This is a genomic window from Raineyella sp. W15-4 (assembly GCF_033170155.1).
Taxonomy (GTDB): domain Bacteria; phylum Actinomycetota; class Actinomycetes; order Propionibacteriales; family Propionibacteriaceae; genus Raineyella.
In genome coordinates, this window is record NZ_CP137079.1 from 1,088,926 (window position 1) to 1,111,875 (window position 22,950).

The window sequence follows — 22,950 nt, forward strand, 5'->3', positions numbered from 1 at the left end:
GGTCCGATGGTGCCGCAGTCCGTCCGCCTCAGGCCCGCCGCATGTAGGCGCGGACGGTGACGGGGGCGAAGATCGCCACGATCACCGCGGCGCCGAGCAGTGAGAGCAGCACGTCGGCCCCGGCCGGGGCGGCGTTCGCCAGGCCGCGGACGGCCGTGATCAGGTGCGAGATCGGGTTGACGGTGGCGAACCAGCGCAGCGCCGACGGCAGGGTGTCGACCGGGACGTACGCGTTGGACAGGAACGTCAGCGGGAACAGCACCAGCATCGAGATGCCCTGGACGCTGGAGGCGCTGCGCGCGACCACGCCGAGGAAGGCGAAGATCCAGCTGATCGCCCAGGAGCAGGTGATCACCAGCAGCCCGGCGAGGACCACCATGCCGAGCCCACCGGCTGGGCGGTAGCCCAGCACGTAGCCCATCGCGAAGGTCAGGGTGGTGGCCAGGGCGTAGCGCACGGTGTCGGCCAGCAGTGCCCCTGCCAGCGGGGCGATGCGGGCGATCGGCAGCGACCGGAACCGGTCGAAGACGCCGGTGTCCATGTCCTCGCGCAGCTGGGTGCCGGTGACCAGGGAGGTGGTGATCACGGTCTGCACCAGGATGCCGGGGATCAACTGCGGCAGGTAGGTGGACACATTGCCGGCGATCGCTCCGCCGAAGATGTAGGCGAACATCAGGGTGAAGATGATCGGCTGGAGGGTGACGTCGATGAGCTGTTCGGGCGTCCGCCGGATCCTCACCAGACCGCGCCAGGCCATGGTCAGCGAGTTGGCGAGGGTCTGCTGCAGATCGGCGTGCGGGCGCAGTTGGCGCTCCAGCGGGAGGGTTCGCTCGGGGACGGTGATGGTGGTCGTCATGCGGGGATCCTTTCGTCGGACTCCTCGTCATCGGCCGCGTCGGGCGTGGTCTCGTGGCCGGTGATGGCGAGGAACACCTCGTCGAGGGTGGGCTTCTGCACACTGAACTCGGTCAGCCGGATGCCGTTGTCGCGGAAGCGGACCAGCAGGTCGGTGACCCGATCGGGGTCGGACATCGGCACGGTGATCCGGGCCGCCTCCGGGGAGGCGACACCCGGGGTGCCCAGGACGGCGTGGATCGTACGTTGCGCCGGCGCGGTGTCATCCGGGTCGGCCAGCCGCAGGATCAGCGAGGCGCTGCCCACCGAGCCCTTCAGCTCGTCGGCGGTGCCCTCGGCCACGACCGTGCCGCGGTCGATCACCGCGATGCGGTCGGCGAGTTGGTCCGCCTCGTCGAGGTACTGGGTGGTGAGCAGCACCGTCGATCCGGAGGCCACCAGATCGCGGATGGTGTCCCACATCTGCCCGCGGGTCCGCGGGTCCAGGCCGGTGGTGGGTTCGTCGAGGAAGATCAGCGGCGGCTGGGAGATCAGCGACGCCGCCAGATCGAGGCGCCGGCGCATGCCGCCGGAGAAGTTCTTCAGCGGACGGGAGGCGGCCTCGGTCAGGCCGAAGCGTTCCAGCAGTTCGACGGACTTGGTCTTCGCCTGCTGGCGAGACAGACCCAGCAGCCGGGCGAAGATCATCAGGTTCTCGGTGGCCGACAGCTTCTCGTCGACCGAGGCGTACTGCCCGGTGACCCCGATCAGCTGGCGGACGATGTGGGGCTCGCGCACCACGTCGTGGCCGAAGATCGTCGCCCGCCCGGCATCGGGGCGCAGCAGGGTGGCGAGCATCGAGATGGTGGTGGTCTTGCCGGCGCCGTTGGGCCCGAGCACGCCGTAGACGCTGCCGGCGGGGACCCGCAGGTCGACCCCGTCGACGGCCCGGGTGGCGCCGAAATGCTTGACCAGACGGGTGGCCTCTACTGCCAGGACATCGTTCATCGTTCCCTCCAATCCTCACGGCCCTCACGGCCACGGTGCTGCCCGGCGAACCAGGGTCCGCCCGGGCCGCCGCCGAACCAGAAGCCGAACCCTCCGCGTCCACCGTCCCAGGGGCCGGAGCCGGGGCCGAAGTCGTTCTCGTCGCCGAACCACAGTTGGCGCATCATCCGCAGGCGCTGGTCGAGGCCACCGGGGAACTGGCGCTCCAGCACCTCGATCACCCGATCGAGCAGCTCGGCCAGGTGCCGACGTTCCTCGCTGTCGAGCACGGTGAACGGGTCGTCGACGTGCACGTCCTGGTCCTCGACCGCACGCCGACCGGCCTCGGTGATCTCGACGACGTAGGTCCGCTTGTCATCGGGGTTCGGCGAGCGGCGCACCAGGCCCTGGGCCTCCAGTTTGCCGAGCAGCTCGCCCAGGGACTGGGAGCGGATGCCGAGCAGGTAGACCAGGTCCTTCTGGGCCACCGGGGAGTGCAGCGACAGCAGCCGCAGCACCCGTCCCTGTCCCTGCAGCAGACCGGGTCCGGGCTTGCTGCCGTGGCGTACGCGTGCCTCGCCGCGGCGCAGCAGGACGAACAGATAGAGCAGTCGGCCGACCAGATTGACGTCGGAGGTGTCGTTGCCCGGCTGCTCGTCGCGCGGGGTGTCGTCGCGCGGCTGCTCGTCGCGCGGGGTGTCGTTGCCCGGGGTGTCCTCGGGCGGGGTGTCGTTGCCCGGGGTGTCCTCGGGCGGGGTGTCGTTGCCCGGAGTCCCCTCGGGCGGGGTGTCCTCGGGCTGCTGCCCGGTGTCGTCGACCATGATGGTCTCCTTTCGCTAGAGCCCTGTCACGGATCCCGGTCGGGGCTCCGTGGGTGGCGTCGGGGACCTCACGTACGAAGGCCCCTTCACAAGTATGTGAAGGGGCCTGATGAAAGTCAACAGGACCCTTCTTACTTCCTCAGGGTCCTGTGCACTTGTGGAGTGTGGTCTGCGATGCCGTTCGGCGACACACGGAAGGGGGCTCGCGTTGCCCGGTGTTCCCTCCCCACCAAAGGACGGAAGGGAACACCGGGGCCCGGACGCGTACGTCGGCCGGCGTCAAGCTACCTCGACGCGGATGGTCAGTGATGACCCTTGATCACCATCCGCATGATCCGCAGGTCGAACGCCACGAAGCGCAGGAACTGCAGCGGGATGTTGCGACGCCTCCGCAGCGTCGCCCGGGTGGGGAGTGGGGCTCTCGACAGGTCGACGATCGGGGCGCCGCCGTGGCTGGGTTCGGACATCGTGAGTTGCGTCATGGTCACTCCGGAATGAATCGCCAGCCAAGGTAGGCCTTGGCCTTGTACAGGAACAGGTAGTGCAGCATCAGCTTCACCCAGTGGCCGTGCAGGCCCAGCTCGCCGCGGGTCTCGCGCTCGTCCCGTCCGGTGGCGAAGCGCTGGTAGTCCGGCACCACCGGCAGCATGGTCATCGCGGCCGCCGAGCCCTTCGTCAGGCCGGTACCGGCGGACGCGACACAGGCCGCACCCATCCGGGCCATGGATGCGGTGTGCGGCTCGGCGTCGCCGCCGCGCCTGATCCGATCGGCGATGGTCATCGCGACCGTCTTGCCCATCACTCCCGACGGCATGCCGGTGCGCGGCGGTGAAGGGGCGATCACCGTCCCGTTGGGGGACGTACGCGGCTTCGAGATCTGGTGCGGCGGTGCGAAGGCGATCCCGACCGCCCAGATGTTGTCGTGGCCGACAGCGGCGTAGGTGGTCGGCCAGTCCTCCGCGCGCCACTCCGCGTAGGGCTTGACAGTGTAGTCGGCGTCCACCTTCATGAAGCCGGACGGAGCGAACAGCTCGCCGGTGATGTCGCCGCCGTCCGCGTCGTAGGCCTTCAGCGGCACACCGCCGAAGGGCGGGAGCAGCATGGCGAAGTCGAAGTCGAGAGTGTGGGAGGTGCCGTCCAGGGTCTCGTAGTGGACTACCCGCTCCTCGACCTTCGACACGTGCGCGCCGAGGATCGCCTCGACGCCGCGCTCGCGGAACAGGGAACCGGTCCACAGCTCGCTGGTGGTCTGGAACCCCTGTTGGTCGAAGACCATGCCGTCCACGCCGAAGTCGCCCAAGGCGGCTTCGTTGGTGAGGTACACCACGCGGGCAAGGTCGCGAACACCTGCCTCCCGCAGCTCGTGGTCGACGTTGAACACGTACTCGAACGCGGCACCCTCGCAGGTGCAGGTGCCATGCCCCATGCCGACCACCAGCGTCTGCCGCTTGCCGGTCCGGAGCACCTCGATCACGTCGCGCAGCTTCTCGCTCGCCGCGACGGCGTGGTCCGCGGTGCACACCGACTGGCTGTAGCCGTTCGGCCCCATCCCCTCGGTGGCGTCGAAGCGAAGCTTCGGACCGGTGGCATTGATCAGGTAGTCGTAGCGGAGGCGTTCGGTCGTCCCGGCCCGGTCGGGGGAGGTGTACTCGATGTCCACCGCGCCGCGGGAATCGTCCTGATCGCCGTCGGGGCGGATCGCGACCGCCTTGGCCTGGCGGAAGCCGATGTGCTTGCGTGCGTAGACCGGGGCCAGCGGGAACACCACGTCCCTCTTGGCCATCTCACCCACCCCCACCCAGATGTTCGAGGGGATCCAGTTCCATTCCGAGTTCGGTGACACGACCGTCACCGAGTGCCGACGGCCCACCAGCCGCTTCAGGTGCAACGCTGCGGTGTGACCGGACACCCCCGCTCCCAGAATGACTACGTCTGCCATCTGCGTCTCCTTCTGCCGGCGCCTTTACCGGAGCAACACTATGCCCCGTGGGGTATCGGGGCAGGGTGTTGATGCCGCGATGGCACGGGGCGTGATCGGCCGTGGTCGGCAGCACGGCGTCCGTGCCCGCCGCGGCGCCGGCCTACCGTACGAGGCGTTCCAGCGCCACGGCTGCACCCCAGATGCCGAGGGCCGCGGCGACGAGGAGCACCGCGAAGTCGAGCAGGAGGTTCGCCGGGGTGCCGACCATCAGTCCGCGCAGGGCGTCCACCTGGTAGCTCAGCGGATTGATCCGGCTGATCACCCGCAGCCATGCCGGCATGATGTCGATCGGGTAGAGCGCGTTCGACGCGAAGAACAGCGGCATGGTGATCGCCTGGCCGATGCCCATCAGCCGATCACGCACCCGGACGATCCCGGCGATGATCATCGACAGGCAGGAGAAGAATGCCGCCCCGAGGACCGTCGCGACCACCACGCCGAGCAGCTTGAACGGGTTGAGGTTGATCGCCACCCCCATCAGCAGGGCGATGATGACGATCACCACCACCTGGGAGACCGCCCGGACGCCGGCCGAGAAGGCCTTGCCGGCGATCAACGCCGCCCGCGGGCTGGGCGTCACCATCAGCTTGCTCAGGATGCCCGCATCCCGGTCCCAGATGATCATGATGCCGTAGAAGATCGAGATGAACAGCGCCGACTGGGCCACGATGCCCGGCGCCAGGAAGGCCAGGTACGAGACCTGTCCGGTGGGGATCGCCCGCAGGCGGCTGAAGGTCTGGCCGAAGATCAGCATCCACAGGGCCGGCTGGATCGCTCGGGTGCCGAGCTCGATCGGGTCGTGGCTGAGCTTCTGGATCTCGACGATGCAGAACGTCCAGACCCGCCGGATCAGCGCGCTGGCCTGGTGCCAGCCGCGCGGGGCCTGGACCAGGGGCCGCGCCAGCGGCTCAGCGGCCGGAGCGAGACTGTCTGACATTGCGCAGACCTCCCTGTTCGGTGACGTTGCCGGAGAGGTCGGCCCCGGCATAGTGGCGGAAGACGTCCTCCAGCGAGGCCTCCGGCCCCAACCGGGCCTTCAGCTCGTCTGGGCTGCCGACGGCCTGCAGCCGGCCGTGGTGCATCAGGCCGACCCGGTCGCAGAGCGTGTCGGCCTCCTCCATGTAGTGGGTGGTCAGCAGCACCGTCATCCCGAGCCTGGTACGCAGGGCGCTGACGTGCTCCCAGACCGAGTCCCGGGCCATCGGGTCCAGCCCGATGGTGGGCTCGTCGAGGATCAGCAGCGAGGGGTAGTTGACCAGGGCCTGGGCGAGCTCCAGTCGTCGCACCATGCCTCCGGAGTACGTCGACACCAGCCGGTCGGCGACGTCGCTCAGGCCCATGGTGGCCAGTGCCTCCGCCACCCGTTCCCGGCGTTCACGTCGCGGCACGTCGTAGAGCCGGGCGAACCACATCACGTTCTGCCGGCCGGTGAGCGCGCCCTCGACCGACAACTGCTGCGGGACGTAGCCCAGATTGCTGCGTACGTCCATCGCCCGGCGCATCACATCCATGCCGAACACCCGGATCCGCCCCTCCTGCACCGGGACCAGGGTGTTGACGACGCGGATGGTGGTGGTCTTGCCGGCGCCGTTCGGGCCGAGCAGGCCGAACATCTCGCCACGTTCGATCCGCAGGTTGAGATCGTCCACCGCGATCAGGTCGCCGTAGCGGTGGGTCAGCCGCTCACATTCGATCGCGGGGATCGACAATTCCTCTGGTGTCATGCTCCACCCCATCAGGCCGAACCAACACGTCCCCCCGCCGATCCACGATACCCGGCGGCCGCGGACACCATCGCCCGTAGTCGCCGCGCGTCCCGGACCGCGTTGCCCGCGCCGTCGTTGTTGAAGTAGCAGACCACCGAGTGACCGGCCGAGCGCCATCCGACGATGCGCTGCGACCACCGGCCGAGGGCATCGTCGCTGTAGCTGCCGACGTAGAGCTGCTGTGGATCCGGCCCGTGGAAGCGTACATACACCGTCTCCGCGGTCACGCGGAGCTCGCACGGCAGGTGCGCGCCACTCATGATGCAGTAGCAGGTCCGGTGACGCTCCAGCAAGGAGAAGACGTCGTCGTGCAGCCAGGACGGATGCCGCAGCTCGACCGCGACCCGTGTTCCGGCGGGCATCGCCCGCAGCGTACGGACCAGCCGCTCGTCGTCGCGGGCCAGGTCGGGAGGAAGCTGGAGCAGCAGCAGGCCGCAGCGGTCGCCCAGCGCGGACAGACCCTCGTCGAGGCGCGCGGACCACTCCTCCGGTGCGTCCAGCCGGCGGGCGTGGGTCAGGCCCCGGGGCGCCTTCACCGTCATCAGGAATCCGGCCGGCACCCGGGCCCGCCAGGCCCGGAACGTGTCGGCGTGCGGCCAGTGGTAGAAGCTGGCGTTGAGCTCCACGGTGTCGAAGCTCTCCGCGTACACCTCGAGACGACGCGAGGCCGGCGTGCCCGGCGGATAGAGCACGCCGCGCCAGTCGTCGTAGCTCCACCCCGAGGTGCCGATCCGCACCTCGCCAGGCGCCAGTGCGATGTCCTGCATGGGGCCTGCCCCCTGCTCTCGTTGGTGTCCCGTTGTGTGACCAGGATGCCGCCGGATCGCGGCGCTGCGGAACTGTGCACGATCCTGCACCTGGATGATCCCGACGAGCGTGCAATTCTGGAGGCCGATCCGATCCGCATCACCCGAGTGCCCGGAGCCGTTCTGCTGGATGAGTGGCCGGAATGGCCGCGAGCCTGGAACGTCGTACGCCATGCGGTCGACGACGGTGCCGCTGCAGGACGGTACCTATTGACCGGCTCGGCGACTCCCGTGGCGCGGTTCTGGGTCCACCGGGTCACCCTTCAGATCGTCGTCCGGGTCTTCCGGATCCCGACGGCGATGCCGACCACCGCGGTCAGCACCGCAGCGACCACGCCCCACAGCACGGCGGTGCTGGCGAACGTGCCGCCGGCCAGGGCCCGTTCGGCGTCGACGATGTAGGTCAGCGGGCTGAACCGGGACGCCAACCGCATCCAGGCCGGTCCGGCCTCCAGCGGCAGCATCATCCCGGACAGGATCAGCAGCGGGAACAGCAGGGTCTGCTGGACACCCCAGAAGATCCACTCGCGGCCCTTGCTCGCCAGGCCGAGGGCGTACGACAGGGCGCCGACCCCGACCCCGAAAACCCCCAGCAGCACCAGACCGGCCAGCAGCTGCAGCGGGTACAGCCGGAAGCCGAACGGCACGCAGGCGATCGCGATGATCAGGCCCTGGACGAACAGCGGGGCGAACTCCTTCAGCGACCGCCCGACCAGGATCGCCGAGCGGTCCAGCGGGGTGGCGAGCACCCGTTCGTACGATCCGGTCATCAGCTCGTAGAGCAGGTTCGACCCGGTCATCGACGTCCCGAAGAGGCTGATCATCACGATCACGCCGGGCACGAACCACTGCAGGGTGCTGCCGGCGCCGGTCCCGGCGGGACCGCCCATCCCGCCGAACGCGCCGCCGAGCAGTGGCCCGAACAGCGCCAGGAAGACCAGCGGTTGCACCAGGGAGAACACCAGCGAGAACGGGTCGCGGAGGAACAGCAGGATCTCCCTGACGAACACCGCGGCGGTGTCGCCGACGAGCTTCCGCAGGTCCGTCGGTGTGCTCGACGTCGTGGTCACCGAGGGCGTGGTCATCAGGTGGTCTCCTCGCGCAGGCTGCGGCCGGTGAGATTGAGGAAGACGTCGTCGAGGCTGGCCCGGGCCAGCTCCGCGGCGGTCACCGTGAGGCCGCCGGCCCGGAGCCGTTCGATCGCCGCCGGCAGCACCCGGTCGCCGTGGGCGGTCGAGATGGTGGCGCGCAGCGACCCGTCCGGCGGTGATCCGTCGGACAGCGATCCGTCCGTCCTGGAGGGCGGGTCGACCGGATCCACCGCGACGCTGCCGAGGGTGTCCGGCAGCGCCGCGCGGATCGCGGCCGGATCGGCGTGATCGACGGCGGCCACCCGCAGCGTGATCACGTCGTCGGCGTAGTCCCGCTTGAGCACCTCCGGGGTGGCGTCGGCGACGATCCGGCCGTGGTCGATGATCACCACCCGCTCGGCCACGCTGTCCGCCTCGTCGAGGTAGTGGGTGGTCAGCACCAGTGTCATCCCGTAGTGCTCCCGCATCGCGGTGATGTGGTGCCACAGATTGGCCCGGGACTGCGGGTCCAGGCCGGTGGTCGGCTCGTCGAGGAAGAGCAGCGGCGGGCGGTTCATCAGCCCGAGTGCGACATCGAGCCGGCGCCGCTGCCCACCGGACAACGACTGCACCCGGCGTTTGGCGAGTCCGGTCAGTTCCAGGGCCTCCATCAGGTCGGCGGCCCGCTGCCGGTACTCCGTGGCGGGCAGATGGTAGAAGCGGCCCTGGTTGTGGAGCTCGTCGAGGACGCGGTAGGAGTAGCCGCCGCCCGTCCCCTGGCCGATATAGCCGATCCGGGCGCGTACGCTCGCCGGATCGGTCACCACGTCGTAGCCGGCCACCTCGGCGGTGCCGGCGGTGGGCGTCAGCAGGGTGGTGAGCATCCGCAGGGTGGTGGACTTCCCGGCGCCGTTCGGTCCCAGGAAGGCGACCATCTCGCCTTCCCGTACGTCGACGTCGATGGCCCGGACCGCCTCGACGACATCCTTCCCGCGGCGGAAGGTCCGGGTGAGGCCTCGAGCAGTGATCACCGTTCCAGGGTGCCTCATCCTCGCCCGGAGGAGTACCCCCATCGCAGGTTCACCGGCCTGTCCCTGCGGACTCCCACCGGGAGTAGAGTCGGCCTCGGGCGGTGGGGCTCGCCCGACCCAAACTGCCGTGTCTACGGCCAACAGTCCCTACCTCGTGCACAGCCTGGCTGGACGCGACGGTGGGGACCCTTTTTCTCCGGGCCCCAGCCTCCGGCGCGGCTGCGCACGCCGTACGACCCCAGGGTGGGGCCGGCGATGCGAAAGGGGCCGATGATGGCTTTCGAGATCAACCAGGTGCAGGCGATCGAGGTGCTGGACTCCCGCGGGCGTCCCACCCTGCAGGTGACCGTGACGCTCGCGGACGGCACGGTGGCCGAGGCGGGCGTCCCCTCCGGGGCGTCCACCGGCAGCCGCGAGGCGGTGGAGCTGCGTGACGGAGACCCGGCCCGGTTCGGCGGCGCCGGGGTGCTGACGGCCGTCTCCAACGTCAACACGGTGCTGAGCCCGGGACTGGCCGGCCGATCCTGGCAGGACCTGGCCGAGGTCGACCTGGCGATGCGGGACCTCGACGGCACCCCGAACAAGGCCCGGCTCGGTGCCAACGCGATCGTCGGCACCTCGATGGCCGTGGCCCGAGCCCTGGCCACGGCCGTCGGCCGGCCACTGCACGTCTGGCTTCCCGGTGTCGGCCGGCCGGCCCGGCTGCCCGTGCCCTGCTTCAACGTCCTCAACGGTGGCGTGCATGCACCGAACCCGCTGGACTTCCAGGAGTTCATGATCTGCCCGCTCGGCGCCCCGTCGCTGTCCGAGGCGGTCCGGGCCGGGGCCGAGGTCTACCAGGCGCTGCGCAAGCGGCTGGCCGCCGGCGGTCATGCCACCGGGCTGGGGGACGAGGGCGGGTTCGCGCCCGATCTGGCCGAACCGGAGGATGTGCTGGAGCTGATCGTCGCCGCCATCGGCGACGCCGGCTACCCGACCGGATCGGCCGGGGTGGGGATCGCCCTGGACCCGGCTGCCTCCGAGTTCCGCCAGGCCGACGGCAGTTACCGGGTCAACGGGACCGTCTTCAGCAGCAGTGAGCTGATCGAACGGTACCGGGCGATCATCGAGCGGTTCCCGGTCTGGAGCATCGAGGACGGCCTGGGTGAGGACGACCAGGACGGCTGGAAGGAGCTCACCGCGGTCCTCGGCGAGCGGGTGCAGCTGGTCGGCGACGACAACTTCTGCACCAACCCGGAGCTGATCCGGGCCGCCATCGCCGACGGGATCGCGAACGCGTCGCTGATCAAGCTCAACCAGATCGGTACAGTCACCGAGACCCTCGACGCGATGCGGATCTGCCACCAGGCCGGCTACGGGCAGATGATCTCCCACCGCTCCGGGGAGACCCCCGACACCTTCATCGCCGACCTCGCGGTGGCCACCGGGTGTGGCCAGCTGAAGAGCGGCGCCCCCGCCCGCGGTGAGCGGGTCGCCAAGTACAACCGGCTGATCCGGATCCAGACCGAGCGGCCGGAGCTGTCGTACGGTCTGGTCCGGTAGGTCGTCCTCCTCGTCGGCCCCCGTCCCCGTCGTCGGCGTTCGCCGTCTTCCGCGGGGGCGGCGAGCCGCGACGTCAGCGGCGCAGGACCTTGCGCGCACCCCAGTTGCCGAGGACTTGCGCCAGCTGCACGATCACCACGATGACGGCCACCGTGATCCAGGTGACCACCCAGTTGAACTGCTGGTAGCCGTACGTGATGGCGAAGTCACCCAGCCCGCCGCCACCGATGGTGCCGGCCATCGCCGACATGTCGACGATGCCGATGAACATGAAGGTGTAGCCGAGGATCAGCGGCCCCAGCGCTTCCGGGACGAGGACGGTGAGGATGATCCGCAGCCGTCCGGCGCCCATCGCCCGGGCGGCTTCGATCACCCCCGGATCCACCGCGACCAGGTTCTGCTCCACCACCCGCGCGATCGCGAACGTCGCCATGAAGGACATCGGGAAGATCGCCGCCGAGGTGCCGATGGTGGTGCCGACCACGAGCAGGGTGAGCGGTCCCACGGCGGTGATGAAGATGATGAACGGGATCGGCCGGACGATGTTCACCACGACGTTCAGGATCCAGTACACGACCGGCTGGGCGTAGAGGTTGCCGGCGCGGGTGACGAACAGTGCCACCCCGACGGCGAGCCCGAGCAGTCCGCCGATGACCAGGGTGGACAGCACCATTGCCATGGTCTGCTGCAGGGCCGAGACGAAGGTCGGCCCGAGGAGGTCCCAGTTCATCGTGCGTTCCCGTTCCCGTGCTCGGTGACCTCGGTGCGGGCCCTCAGCCGGGCGACCAGGGCATCCACATCCGCCGCGTCGCCGACGAACTCGTACGTCAGGGAGCCGAAGGGACGTCGGGCCACCTCCTGGATCCCACCGTGGACCACGGTCGCCCGTACTGTCCGGTCCTGCAGCAGGTCGAACACGTCGCGCAGACCGGACGCGCCGTCGGCTGACTCGACCACCTTGATGGTGACCAGGCGCCCGGAGTGGCGGCTGCGCAGCCGTTCCAGGGTCTCCTCGTCGGGCAGGTCGCGCAGCGCACTGTGCACGAAGCCGCGGGCGGCCTCGTGCTGCGGGTCGGCGAACACGTCGTAAACGTCCCCCTGTTCGATGACCTTGCCCTTCTCCATCACGGCCACCCGGTCGCAGATCGACTTCACCACCTCGGGCTCGTGGGTGATCACCACGATCGTCGTGCCGAGGTCCTCGTTGATCCGGCGCAGCAGCGCGAGCACGCCCTGCGTCGTCTCCGGGTCCAGGGCACTGGTCGCCTCGTCGGCGAGCAGGATGCTGGGTCGGGTTGCCAGCGCCCGGGCGATCCCGACCCGCTGCTTCTGACCGCCGGACAGCTGTCCGGGGTAGCGGCCCGCCAGGTCCTGGAGGCCGACGAACTGCAGCAGTTCGGCGATCCGGGCGTTCCGCTGCTCCCTGGACACGCCGGCGAGCCGCAGCGGATAGCCCACGTTTCCGGCCACCGTACGGGAGTTGAACAGGTTGAACTGCTGGAAGACCATCCCCACGTCGGAGCGGACCTTGCGCAGGTCCGACTCGGAGGCGCCGGTGAGGTCGCGGCCGTGCACGAACACCTGGCCCTCGTCGGTCCGTTCCAGGGCGTTGATCAGCCGGACCAGGGTGCTCTTGCCCGCGCCCGAGTAGCCGATCACCCCCGTGACAGAGCCGCCGACGATGTCGAAGCTGACATCGTCGACGGCTACTGTCCCACCGGGGAACCGCTTGGTGGCGTGGACGAAACGGATGGCCGATCCGGCCCCCTGCGCACTCGCCTTCGTGACGGTGTCGGTGGGCATCACTTACTTTCCGGCCTGGGCGATGTTGTCCTGGATGCTCTTCAGCGTGGCCTGGAGATCGGTGGCAGAGTTGGTCTTGAAGACGCCGTCACCGCCGAGATCCTTCACGATCGCCGCCTCCACTTCGGGATCGTGGTAGAGCTGCGCCAGCTTCAGATAGGTGGGGTTGTCCTTGTCGGCGGCGCGGGCGACGAACACGTTGATGTACGGCTTGTACTGATCGGCGTTCACGTCGTCAGCGTAGATGATGTTGTCCTTCGACAGCTTGGCGGCGGTGGCGTAGTTGTTGTTCACCACGGCGGCCTCGACGCTCGGCAGGTTCTGCGCGGTCTGGCTGGCATCGATCGGCACGACGGTCACCTTGGAGGTGGCGACGTCCGCCGGGGTGGACAGCGAGTTGCCGCCGTTCTTGAGGGTGAGCAGGCCGGCGGACTGCAGCACCAGCAGGGCCCGGGCCTGGTTGGTCGGATCGTTCGGGATGGCGACCTTGCCGTTGGCGGGGATGTCGGCGGGGGTCTTGTACTTGGTGGAGTACAGCGGCAGCGGGTAGACCGCGGTGGCGCCGATCGGCGTCAGGGTGTCGTTGTTCTTCACGTTGTACTGCGCCAGGTACTGCAGGTGCTGGAACTCGTTGAGGTCGAGCTGCTTCTGGGACAGCGCCGGATTCGGCTGGTTGTAGTCGCTGAAGTTGACGAAGTCGACGGTGATCCCCGCGTCCTTGGCCTTCTGCTTGAAGACCTGCCAGTACGGCTCACCGCCGTCGGCGACGCCGATCTTCACCGTCGCCTGGGCCGAGGAACCGCCTCCCGCCGGGGCGCCACTGCCGGACGAGCAGGCCGCGGCGAGCAGCACGAGCAGCACGGAGAACCCGGCCGCGATCTTTCGGAAAGACATCTGTCTCCAATCTTCTGAAGTGCGCGTCATGCGCGTCATACTGGTCGGCGTGACCGTTCGCCGGGAGGTGTCGAACCCGGCGTGGCATAACGCTAGCACATGTTACCCATTGCTTTTTATTATGTTTTGCGATGGGACCAGCCCGGTACGCCGGGCGACGGGTAGTACCGTGCGGAGCCCGGATGACCGTACCGACGGATACGCTGACCGTGCCCGCGTCACCGTCGAAAGGGACCCCGATGTCCGACCAGGCCGACCACGATTCGCCGTCCGAGGAGCCGGTCGGACCGGCGCCCACGGACCCGGCGAGCTGGCCACCGCCGCAGCCGCCGGCCGGGTCGGTGGCATCGGTGGGGGCTCCGTCGGCACCGGCACCCGGAGGACCGGTGATCGTCCCGCCGCGGCCGGTCGGTCCGTTCCGGCACGGCTTCGGTCTGGGGGCCGGGGCCGGTCTCGGTCTCGGCGTCGCGGTGCTGGCCCTCGGCATCGTCGGCGCACTGCTCTCGACCCTCACCCTGGTCGTCGTACCGTTGAGTAGCGGGGTCGGCAGGAGTGCGTCACTGCAGACGATCTGGGGCTCTCCCACCGCCAAGCACACCCTGCGCGCCATCCCGATCACCGGCACGATCATGGCCGACACCTCCGATGGCCTGGGGCTGACCGTCGGCACGTACGGCTACGAGGTGGCCCGGACGATCGACCAGCTCACCGCCAAGGACGCCGATGGCATCGTGCTGCTGATGAACACCCCCGGCGGCTCGATCACCGGTTCCCGGGCGATCGCCGACGCCGTGGACCGATACCGGGCCCGGACGGGCAAGAAGGTGTTCGCCCACGTCGAGGGGATGTCCGCCTCGGGCGGGATGTACACGATGGCCAACGCCGACCGGATCATCGCCGACCACGGCTCGCTGATCGGCAGCGTCGGGGTGGTCTCGGGGCCCTTCGCCCGCTACAAGGACATCACCGGTACCACCGGCACCCTGCTGGAATCGGGCGTCACCACCCAGGGCGGGGTGACGTACGAATACCTCTCGATGGGCCGGGACAAGGACTTCGGTAGTCCCTACCGGGACATCACCCCCGAGGAGCGGCAGGTCTGGATGACCATGCTCGGCATCGAGTACGACGCCTTCGTCGACTGGGTCTCCGAGCACCGCGGGATCCCGGTGGACACCATCAAGGACACCTACGGCGCCCACATGTTCGACGGGCAGACCGCGGTGGCCAACAAGTACGCCGATGCGGTCGGCGGCCAGGACGAGGCCTTCCGGGAGTTCGCCACTCTGGCGGGGGTCGATCCGGCCGACACCCGGGTGGCCCAGGTGGCCTCGCCGGGCCTGCTCTCCTCCCTGCTCGGCGCCGATGTCCGGGTCCCCGGCGTCGCGCCCGCCGCGAAGCCGGAGGGTGGCCAGGCGGCCCGGGCCACCGCCCGGCTCTGCTCGGGCGCCCCGCAGGTCCTCGCCTATCAGGGTGACGTCGCCGCCTTCTGCGGCTGATCCCTCCCGGTGCCGATCCCCGTCTCCCACCGGTGTCCAACCTCACCGGTAGGACACGGGTTTTTCGGTGCCGCGGCGGGCACTGTCAGTCGGAGACCGCCGGCACGCCGTCACGGGTGTTCGGGCTCGGCGTCAGGCCTTGAACCCGGCCTTGCTCAGGGCGGACTGCAGGGACTGCTGGAAGGCGCCCGAGGTGTACGTCGCCCCGGAGACCCCGTCGACCTGGGCGGACTGCGCCTGCAGCGCCTCCTGGACCAGGGCCGGTGCGGCGTAGCTGTTGATCCGCTGGGAGTGGCCGTCGCTCGGCAGCTGGACCCACTGGATGTCGGTGATCTTGCCGCCGCTGACGGTCGCCTTGACCTGCATACTGCCGTACGGCGTCGAGACGGACGAGCCCGTCGCCGTCTTGCTGCCGGAGCTGGAGGAACTGGACGAGGACGACGAGGAGCCGGACGAGGACGACCCCGAGGACGACCTAGAACTCGAGGCGCTGGGGCTGCTCGAGCCGGAGGGGGTCGTGCCGGCGGACGAACCGCCGGTGTCGGTGGAGCCGGTCGAGCCGGCCTCTGCGGTGACGGAGTGGGACGTCGGGTTGAGCGCCAGGACCCCCGCGACGGCGGCGACAGTGGCTCCGACGATGGCAGCGGGCTTGACGATCTTCATGGTGGTTCCTTCCAGGCGTGATGTGCTGGCACCGTCAAGACAACGGCGGGAGCCTTTGCCAGGTCTGTGAATCCAGTGGGGTGGGATTGGGAGTCGCCCTCGCCTCACCTGATCCTCAGGATCGGGCTGCTGGTCAGATCGGGCTACTGGTCAGGGGGTGCGGGGTGCCTGGTCCGGGCCGCAAGTGGTCAGGATCGCGGGTGCCGGTCAGGGGCGGACGTCCTCGACCGGGCGCCAGCCGGCCTCACCGGCGTCGATGCGGGCCCGGATCTGGTCGCTGAGGGTGGTCGCGGTCCGTCGGAGGGCCGTGCTGAGCTCATCGGTCAACTCCGCCGCCGCGGAAGTGGACACAGCGATCGCCGCCACCTGCCGCCGGTGCACCACCAGGGCGCTGGCGGCGGTGAAGACGCCCGGGTCCCATTCGGCCAGGTCGAGGGCGATGTTGCTGTGCCGGATCGCGTGCAGCTGTCGCTCCAGGGCCGTCCGGTCGGTGATCGTCGCGGGGGTGAACCGCGGCAGCGGATCAGGGAGGATGCCGTCGCGTTCCTCGACGGTCAGCCAGGCCAGCAGCGCCTTGCCCAGTGCGGTGGCGTGGGCCGGGAGGATCTCGCCGGGCCGGGGAGTGGGCAGGTCGTCGTCAGGGGATGCGAGCCGTTCCAGGAACGCGACCCGGACGCCGCGCAGCACGGCCAGGTGCACGGTGCCGCCGGACCAGGCCTGCAGCCGGGCCAGAGCGGGCAGGCAGAGGTCGCGCAGGTGTGAGGCCGGCATCGAGGTGGTGATGGCGAACAGCCGCATCCCGATCCGGTAGGCCCGGTCGTGCCCCTCGATGATCCCCAGGGACATCAGCCGGCTCAGCAGCCGGTGCACCGTCGACTTGGGCAGGCCGCTGCGGTCCACCAGGTCGGTGAAGGTGAGCACCCGGTCCTCGGCCGAGAAGCACTCCAGCAGCAGGAACGCCTTCGAGAGGATCGACGGCGCCGAACCGGTGCGACCGGGCTCCGGTGGCACTGCGGTGGCGGGGATCGGGACGGTCATCGCGGGTCGGTGCGATCCGCGGACTCCGGACGCCCGGTGCCGTACGGGTCGTCGGTGCGGCGCGGGTCGTCGGAACTGTGCGCTTCGGTCCGGTGCGGGTGCAGCCGGCGCCCGGCCAGGTGGGACACCACGGTCAGCGGGAGGCCGGCGACGGCCAGCCCGTAGAGCAGGATCGAGTAGTCGGCGTACGCGCTCGCCCAGGCCAGCAGGAACGGCAGCCCGAAGCCGGCGTACGCGAAGGCATAGAGCAGCGCGGACAGCAGCGCCTCGGCCCGGGCGGGGGCGACGAGCTGGATGCGGACCAGGGATCCGCTGATCACCAGGCCGTACGCCACGCCGAGCACCCCGGACATCGCCCAGACGGTCCACGGGTCGAGGTGGGGCAGCCGCCAGGCGGCGACGGCGGTGACGGCGGCGAAGAGCAGCATGCCGACCGTCGGTGCCGGGGTCCGCAGCGGGGAGCGGACCCGCCGCACCGCCTGCTGGATGCCGAACCCCGCGGTGAGAGCGGTGGCGCACAGCAGGGTCAGATAGAGCACCGACACCGGGCCGTGGGCGGCGGCCAGCCGCTGCGGCAGGATCGCGTACGCCAGCCCGAGGGAGCCGAAGATCCACGGCGCGACCGGCAGCACGGCCAGCAGCAGCCGGCCGATACCGCCGGCCCGCCCACTGTCGGCCTGTCCACCGCCGGCCCGCTCACCGGCGGGCGCTGGTCCGTCGGTCGTCGCTCGGTCGGTCCCGGCTGGGATCTTCGTCCTCGGGGCGTCGCGGTGGGCCAGGGCGATCACCAGCAGTGCGCAGACGGCCAGCAGCAGGTGCGGGACGTACGCGCTGACCAGTGGTGCGGGGGCGGCGTAGGCGAGCAGGCCGGCGGCGGTGGCGCCCAGCCCGAAGCCGGTGGTCAGGCTGAGCGCCGACACCCTCGCGGCCTCGGCGAGCAGCCGGGAGCTGAGCACCGCCCCGGAGAGGGTGAGCCGGCGGATCCAGGCGCTACCGTTGACCATCCCCATCCCCAGGGCGAGGCCGCTCAGCACCCGTCCGGCCACCAGCATCGCCACCTGGTGGCCGGCGCTCGCCAGCAGGATGCTGCCGGCCAGGCTGAGCACCACCGCGACGGCGGCGAGGGTCCGCAGCCGCACTGCCCGCTGTAGCCGCGCCGCCAGGAACAGCGCCGGGACGATCCCGGTGACGTAGGCGCCGAGCAGCATGTTGACCGTCAGCTGGTCGAAGCCCTGCAGGGTCTCGTACGGGCCGAGCAGCGGGGTGAACTGGTTGCCGCCCCAGGCGACGGTGGTGGTGGCCAGCGCCGCCGGGAGCCACGGCGCGCGTCCCGCCGGCCGCTGTTGTTCGGTGGGCGTCTGTTCGACAGACGTCTGTCGAACAGACGTCTCTCCGGCCGGGGTTTGTTCGGCCGGGGCCTGTACGGCCGGGGCCGGCCCGGGTGAGACCTGCGTGGGTGGGGTCGGTGCGGCAGGGGCGTCGAGGTCTGGGGCCGGTGCGGGTCGAAGGACGGTCACGCTGCCACGGTAGGCAATGTGGCGGATGTCACGTGGTCCGAGTTCCGGCGGTCGGAACTCGCTGCCGGTGTCGACGGCTGACTGGAAATGGCCGGCCTGCTGGGCCGTGAGCCGTGAGCCGTGAGCCGTGAGCCGTGAGCGTGGGCCGTGGGCCGTGGGCCGTGGGCCGAGTGTCGTCACGACCCGGCCGGACCGTGGGCCGAGCACGGCACGGACTTCCGCCCGGGGCTGGCAGGCTGGGCGTCATGACGATCTGGTACGACGACGCGATCGACGTCGACGCGATCAACGAACGCGGTCGTGGCTCCGCGGTGGAGCGGCTCGGCATCGTGATCACCGCCGCCACTGACGATGCCCTGCGGGGCACCATGACGGTCGACGAACGTACGGTGCAGCCGGCCGGCGTGGTGCACGGCGGGGCGAGCGTCCTGTTCGCGGAGACCTTGGCCAGCTGGGGGGCGACCTACACCCTGGACCAGTCGAAGCAGTACGCGGTCGGGATGGAGATCAACGCCAACCACGTCCGCCCCGGCCTGCCGGGGGTGCTGCGCGGTGAGGCGAGGCCGGTGAACCTGGGGCGTACCACGCAGATCTGGGACATCCGGATCACCAACGAGGACGGCAAGCTCGTCTGCGTGAGTCGCTGCACCATGGCGGTGCTGGACGTCCCGACCCGCTACCGGGACACCGACACCGTGGGCTGACCGATTCGGCTGCGGTCAGACCGTCCGTCCCGCGGGGACCACGGTCGTGACGCGTCCGGTCATGGTCCTCGGGCGATCGGCTCCACCGTAGCGAGGGCAGGGGGCACGTCCGGCGGACGCGACCGGTGGCGTTGCCTGCGGCGCGTACGATCCGCGCAGGACCGCGCACCGGGGTGACCGGACCACGGCAGACGGACCGAAACGCGGCTGGGAGAGGTGACGGAAACGGGCATGGACGAGGGCATCATCGTCGCGGAGATCGGGCAGTTTGCCGACGGGGGAGTGCTCGTCGTCCCCAGAGCCACCACCGGCACCGAGGAGGACATCGCCGTCTTCCGCAGTGGTGACGACTACTACGCCCTCGACGACATGTGCACCCACCAGGAGGCCCTGCTGTCGCGCGGCTGGGTCGAACAGGGCGAGGTCGTCTGCCCGCTGCACCTGGCCCGCTTCCGCCTGGCCGATGGGATGCCGACCTGCTTCCCCGCCACCTGGCCGGTCCCGACCCACCGGGTCGAGGCCCGCGACGGTCGGGTCATTCTCTTTCCGGGCGTGCCCGCCGACGGGGCGCCGGCGCTCGAGCGCTGACCGCTGCCGGAGCCGGCCGTACGCCGATCTGCCGAAGCGGTGGCGGCCGGGGGCTCCGGCATGCCATCCTGACCACGACGCGGACGTGGGGCCCGCGCCGGGCCCCCGTCGCGACCGCATCGGCGACGGGAGGACGATGAACGTCGAGCTCACCGGCATCCGGGACTTCCTGGCCGCCCACCACCCCTTCGACGTGCTGCCGCCGGCCGTGCTCGACGGACTGCCGGAGCGGCTGACCAGCCGCTACTTCCGTCGGGGGACCGTCATCCTGCCGGCCGGACGTCCCACCGAGGCGGCCTACATCCTGCGCAGCGGCGCGGTCGACATCACCGACGCCAACGGGGTGCTGGCCGATCGGTGCGGGGAGGGCGGCGCGTTCGGGGTCTCGTCCGCCCGCGACGACGGGCCCTCCCGGTTCACCATGACCGCGCTGGAGGACAGCCTCGCGCTGTTGATGACCCCCGAGGATTTCCGTCACCTGCTGCGCACCCAGCCGGAGTTCGCCCGCTTCTTCGACGAGCAGTCGGCGGAGCGGCTCCAGGCCGCAGTCGAGGCGCTGCGGGTGCCCGAGGCCGGCCATGAGGTGCTCCGGACGACCCTGCGGGGGATCGTCTCCCGGGAGCCGGTCAGCGTCGACGAGGACACGCCGATCCGCGCCGCGGCGCGACTGATGACCGACCGTCGGGTCTCCGCGCTGCTGGTCACCCGGCCCGCCGCGGACCTTCCCCGGTCTGCCGCGGATGCTGCGGAGACACCCGGCGTACTGACCGGCATCGTCACCGACCGTGACATGCGCCGCCTCGTCGTCGGCGAGGGGATGCCCGCCGAGGGCCCGGTGTCCGCCATCATGACGCCCCGGCCGATCACCATCGACCCGGACGCCCCGGCGGTCGAGGCGATGCTGACGATGATGCAGCGCGGCTTCCACCACCTGCCAGTGGTCGAGCACGGCCGGCCGATCGGGATGGTCACCAGCGGCGACATCATGCGCCTGCAGCAGGCCAACCCGGTGGCCGTCGTCGGCGCCATCGCGGCCTGCCAGGACCTGGACAGCCTGATCGCCGCTCGCAGCCGGCTGCCCGGCCTGGTGCGTGAGCTCGTCCGCCAGGACGCCTCGTCCGCCGAGATCGGCCGGATCGTCACCGCGGTCGGTGACGCCGTCACCCGGACCCTGCTGCGGCTGGCCGAGGCCGAGCTGGGGCCGGCACCCGTGCCGTACGCGTGGGTGGCGCTCGGCTCACAGGGCCGACTCGAACTGGGCCTGTCGTCCGACCAGGACAACGCTCTCGTCCTGCCCGACGGGCCGGACCCGGCGGCGGGGCTCGACCCGGCGGCGGACGCCTGGTTCGCGGAGCTGGCCGAGCGGGTGACCGCCGGGCTGGCGGCGTGCGGCCATCCGCTCTGCCCGGGCGACATCATGGCCTCCAACCCCGCCTGGCGGTTGACCCGGTCGCAGTGGCGCCACGTCTTCACCCGGTGGATCGACGAGCCGGACGCCGAGGCGGTTCTGCACGCCGACACCTTCTTCGACATGCGGGCGATCACCGGCGCCGACCTGGTCGACCCGCTGCTCGCCGCGGTGCGCCGGGCCACCGCGGGCAACCAGCGGTTCCTCGCCCGGCTGGCCCGGGAGGCCGTCTCCTGGGTGCCGCCGATCGGATTCTTCCGCGGCTTCGTGCTCGACCGGGCCGGCCAGGGCTCGCGGGGGCTCGACCTGAAGGTCGGCGGGATCGCGCCGATCGTGCAGATCGCCCGGGTGCACGCCCTGGCGGCCGGTCTGCCGGAGGTGAACACCGCCGCCCGGTTGTCCGCTGCCGCGGCGACCGGCACCATCTCCCAGCGCCGGGCCGACGACCTGCGCGGGGCGTACGAGCTGATCGGCCACCTGCGCCACCGGCACCACAGCGAGCAGGCCGAGCGCGGCGTGCCCGCCGACAACGTCATCGACCCGGCCACTCTGTCGACGATCGACCAGCACAGCCTGCGTGACGCATTCCGGATCATCAAGGAGGCCGAGCAGGAGCTGGCCTTCACCTACCGGCTGCACGCGGTCTCATGAGGGCGCGCGTCTCCCGCCGTCACGCGGTCGTGGTGAAGCCCGGCTGGTCGCGGTCGTGATGGGCTGGCCGTTCGGGGCCCGGGCGCGGGGCCGGCGGGCCAGCGGGACACTGCCCGAGGGCCCGCTGCGGGCCTACCTGTCCACCCCGCAGCCGTCCTCGCGCACCCCGCTGGCCGCGCTTCCGCTGCTGGCGGTCGACCTGGAGACCACCGGCCTCGACCCGCGCCGGGACCGGATCATCAGCATCGGCTGGGTGCCGGTCGACGGGACGGTGATCCGGCTCGGCGGCGCCGGGCAGGCGGTCGTCTCCGGCGAGGAACTGGGGGAGCGCGGGGTCGGCCAGAGCGCCACCCTGCACGGGCTCACCGATGACCGGCTCCGGGCCGGGACCCCGCTCGCCGCGGCGGTCGGGGTGCTTCTCGATGCACTGGCGGGCCGGGTACTGCTGGCCCATCACGCCGGCCTCGAGGCGGGGTTCCTGCAGGCCGCCTGCCGACGGCTGTGGGACGTACGCCTCGACCTCACCGTGGTCGACACCATGCGGCTGCACCGGCGGGTGATCGCGCCCGGGTTCGACGACGAGCCGCGGGGCGACGACCTGCGGCTGTGGAACGCCCGGGCCCGGTTCGGACTACCGGTGCTCGGTGCCCACGACGCGCTGCACGACGCACTGGCCGCGGCCGAGCTCTACCTCGCCCAGGTCGCCGAACTCGGTCTGGAGGGTGCCGACCTGCGCGCCGTACGCTCCTGACGGGCATCCGGGTCCGGCGTTGAGCTGTGGCGGTGAGCTGCGGAGGCCGTGCGCTGTCACTCGTTGATGTCGAGCAGGGTCCAGGTCCGGCCCTCCCATTCCAACAGGGTGACCTGGTGGTCGTCGTTGAGCAGCACATGCGCCCACGGACCGAGCGACTCGCCGCCGACGCGGGGGGCGTCGACCATCTCGAAGACGATGCCCGAGGGCCCGTGCAGCCCCTCGATCGTCCGCACCGGGCGGTACTCGTCGCCGGCGCGACCCCACAGCGGCAGCAGCTGGGGCCACAACAGATAGAGCGCAGGGTGGTACCAGCCCGGCGGGTACTCCTCGGCCCGCCGACGCGCGCCGAGGGTGTCCTGGGTGTCGTAGGCCTGGATCGAGGTGCCGTTGCCGATCCATTCGATGGTCGAGGAGTGCACCACCCAGCGGTCCCCCGGGGCCACCGCCACCTCGTAGCGCTCGTCGCCGTCACTGACGACGGCGGCCGCCTCACGGCGCCGGGCACGGGTGAGCACCAGTGCCACCAGTGCGATCAGCTCGGACTCTGGGGCTGGAGGCAGCGCCTCATCGGGTTCGTCCACTGCGGTCTCCGT

General features: G+C 70.6%; 24 protein-coding genes. 7 read left to right on the forward strand and 17 right to left on the reverse strand.

Annotated elements, in window-relative coordinates:
- Positions 1–28: 28 nt before the first annotated feature.
- From R0145_RS05050 to R0145_RS05095, 10 genes are all read right to left on the reverse strand, one after another.
- A complete protein-coding gene (locus R0145_RS05050; protein ID WP_317839325.1) occupies positions 29–856 on the reverse strand; it encodes an ABC transporter permease in 828 nt (275 codons plus the stop codon).
- On the reverse strand, positions 853–1,842 hold the full coding sequence (locus R0145_RS05055) for an ATP-binding cassette domain-containing protein (RefSeq protein ID WP_317839326.1): 990 nt from the start codon (positions 1,840–1,842) through the stop codon (positions 853–855). Before R0145_RS05055 ends, R0145_RS05050 begins: the two co-directional genes overlap by 4 nt.
- Positions 1,839–2,642, reverse strand: coding sequence for a MarR family winged helix-turn-helix transcriptional regulator (locus R0145_RS05060; RefSeq protein WP_317839327.1), 804 nt, complete (start codon positions 2,640–2,642; stop codon positions 1,839–1,841). Before R0145_RS05060 ends, R0145_RS05055 begins: the two co-directional genes overlap by 4 nt.
- Before the next feature lie 302 nt (positions 2,643–2,944).
- The gene (locus R0145_RS05065; protein WP_317839329.1) at positions 2,945–3,124 is read right to left on the reverse strand and encodes a hypothetical protein; all 180 of its coding nucleotides are present in this window, start codon (positions 3,122–3,124) and stop codon (positions 2,945–2,947) included.
- A gap of 2 nt (positions 3,125–3,126) precedes the next feature.
- Positions 3,127–4,581: an NAD(P)/FAD-dependent oxidoreductase gene (locus tag R0145_RS05070; RefSeq protein ID WP_317839330.1), complete on the reverse strand. Its 1,455-nt coding sequence runs from the start codon at positions 4,579–4,581 to the stop codon at positions 3,127–3,129.
- A 142-nt stretch (positions 4,582–4,723) separates the two neighbouring features.
- Complete coding sequence (locus R0145_RS05075; protein WP_317839331.1) at positions 4,724–5,560, reverse strand: ABC transporter permease; 837 nt, start codon at positions 5,558–5,560, stop codon at positions 4,724–4,726.
- Positions 5,532–6,347 (reverse strand): ATP-binding cassette domain-containing protein, encoded by an 816-nt coding sequence (locus R0145_RS05080; protein ID WP_317839332.1) that lies wholly within the window; start codon positions 6,345–6,347, stop codon positions 5,532–5,534. The genes R0145_RS05075 and R0145_RS05080 overlap by 29 nt, the downstream gene beginning before the upstream one ends.
- 11 nt (positions 6,348–6,358) lie before the next feature.
- Complete coding sequence (locus R0145_RS05085) at positions 6,359–7,156, reverse strand: DUF72 domain-containing protein (RefSeq protein ID WP_317839333.1); 798 nt, start codon at positions 7,154–7,156, stop codon at positions 6,359–6,361.
- A gap of 302 nt (positions 7,157–7,458) precedes the next feature.
- Positions 7,459–8,280 (reverse strand): ABC transporter permease, encoded by an 822-nt coding sequence (locus tag R0145_RS05090; protein WP_317839334.1) that lies wholly within the window; start codon positions 8,278–8,280, stop codon positions 7,459–7,461.
- Positions 8,280–9,296 (reverse strand): ATP-binding cassette domain-containing protein, encoded by a 1,017-nt coding sequence (locus R0145_RS05095; protein ID WP_317839335.1) that lies wholly within the window; start codon positions 9,294–9,296, stop codon positions 8,280–8,282. The genes R0145_RS05090 and R0145_RS05095 overlap by 1 nt, the downstream gene beginning before the upstream one ends.
- Positions 9,297–9,569: 273 nt before the next feature.
- Between R0145_RS05095 and eno the strand changes: the two genes are divergently transcribed.
- Positions 9,570–10,838 (forward strand): phosphopyruvate hydratase, encoded by a 1,269-nt coding sequence (gene eno / locus R0145_RS05100; protein WP_317839336.1) that lies wholly within the window; start codon positions 9,570–9,572, stop codon positions 10,836–10,838.
- A gap of 73 nt (positions 10,839–10,911) precedes the next feature.
- Here the strand turns inward: eno and R0145_RS05105 are convergent, their stop codons facing one another.
- The 3 genes from R0145_RS05105 to R0145_RS05115 are packed head-to-tail and all read right to left on the reverse strand — an operon-like array spanning position 10,912 to position 13,535.
- Complete coding sequence (locus tag R0145_RS05105; RefSeq protein WP_317839338.1) at positions 10,912–11,568, reverse strand: methionine ABC transporter permease; 657 nt, start codon at positions 11,566–11,568, stop codon at positions 10,912–10,914.
- Positions 11,565–12,641 (reverse strand): methionine ABC transporter ATP-binding protein, encoded by a 1,077-nt coding sequence (locus tag R0145_RS05110; protein WP_317839339.1) that lies wholly within the window; start codon positions 12,639–12,641, stop codon positions 11,565–11,567. Before R0145_RS05110 ends, R0145_RS05105 begins: the two co-directional genes overlap by 4 nt.
- A gap of 3 nt (positions 12,642–12,644) precedes the next feature.
- On the reverse strand, positions 12,645–13,535 hold the full coding sequence (locus R0145_RS05115; protein WP_317839341.1) for a MetQ/NlpA family ABC transporter substrate-binding protein: 891 nt from the start codon (positions 13,533–13,535) through the stop codon (positions 12,645–12,647).
- Positions 13,536–13,921: 386 nt separating this feature from the next.
- Here R0145_RS05115 and R0145_RS05120 point away from each other — a divergent pair, with 386 nt between their 5' ends.
- On the forward strand, positions 13,922–15,034 hold the full coding sequence (locus R0145_RS05120; protein WP_317839342.1) for a S49 family peptidase: 1,113 nt from the start codon (positions 13,922–13,924) through the stop codon (positions 15,032–15,034).
- Positions 15,035–15,166: 132 nt separating this feature from the next.
- Here R0145_RS05120 and R0145_RS05125 read toward each other — a convergent pair whose 3' ends face one another.
- Entirely contained in the window at positions 15,167–15,400 is a 234-nt protein-coding gene (locus R0145_RS05125) for an FMN-binding protein (RefSeq protein ID WP_317839343.1), read from the reverse strand.
- Here R0145_RS05125 and R0145_RS05130 point away from each other — a divergent pair.
- On the forward strand, positions 15,390–15,767 hold the full coding sequence (locus tag R0145_RS05130; RefSeq protein WP_317839345.1) for a hypothetical protein: 378 nt from the start codon (positions 15,390–15,392) through the stop codon (positions 15,765–15,767). The genes R0145_RS05125 and R0145_RS05130 overlap by 11 nt on opposite strands.
- Positions 15,768–15,904: 137 nt before the next feature.
- Here R0145_RS05130 and R0145_RS05135 read toward each other — a convergent pair whose 3' ends face one another.
- Both R0145_RS05135 and R0145_RS05140 read right to left on the reverse strand, forming a co-directional pair.
- Complete coding sequence (locus R0145_RS05135) at positions 15,905–16,735, reverse strand: IclR family transcriptional regulator (protein WP_317839346.1); 831 nt, start codon at positions 16,733–16,735, stop codon at positions 15,905–15,907.
- Entirely contained in the window at positions 16,732–18,252 is a 1,521-nt protein-coding gene (locus R0145_RS05140; protein ID WP_317839347.1) for an MFS transporter, read from the reverse strand. The genes R0145_RS05135 and R0145_RS05140 overlap by 4 nt, the downstream gene beginning before the upstream one ends.
- Positions 18,253–18,497: 245 nt before the next feature.
- On the opposite strand from R0145_RS05140, the gene R0145_RS05145 reads away from it, so the two are divergent.
- The 4 genes from R0145_RS05145 to R0145_RS05160 all read left to right on the forward strand — a co-directional run bounded on the left by R0145_RS05145 (position 18,498) and on the right by R0145_RS05160 (position 22,354).
- The gene (locus tag R0145_RS05145; RefSeq protein ID WP_317839348.1) at positions 18,498–18,956 is read left to right on the forward strand and encodes a hotdog fold thioesterase; all 459 of its coding nucleotides are present in this window, start codon (positions 18,498–18,500) and stop codon (positions 18,954–18,956) included.
- A 231-nt stretch (positions 18,957–19,187) separates the two neighbouring features.
- A complete protein-coding gene (locus R0145_RS05150; RefSeq protein ID WP_317839349.1) occupies positions 19,188–19,544 on the forward strand; it encodes a non-heme iron oxygenase ferredoxin subunit in 357 nt (118 codons plus the stop codon).
- Positions 19,545–19,680: 136 nt separating this feature from the next.
- Entirely contained in the window at positions 19,681–21,603 is a 1,923-nt protein-coding gene (locus R0145_RS05155; RefSeq protein ID WP_317839350.1) for a DUF294 nucleotidyltransferase-like domain-containing protein, read from the forward strand.
- A 58-nt stretch (positions 21,604–21,661) separates the two neighbouring features.
- Positions 21,662–22,354, forward strand: a complete 693-nt coding sequence (locus tag R0145_RS05160; RefSeq protein WP_317840149.1) for an exonuclease domain-containing protein — start codon at positions 21,662–21,664, stop codon at positions 22,352–22,354.
- A 56-nt stretch (positions 22,355–22,410) separates the two neighbouring features.
- Here R0145_RS05160 and R0145_RS05165 read toward each other — a convergent pair whose 3' ends face one another.
- The gene (locus R0145_RS05165) at positions 22,411–22,938 is read right to left on the reverse strand and encodes a hypothetical protein (RefSeq protein ID WP_317839351.1); all 528 of its coding nucleotides are present in this window, start codon (positions 22,936–22,938) and stop codon (positions 22,411–22,413) included.
- Positions 22,939–22,950: the final 12 nt, after the last annotated feature.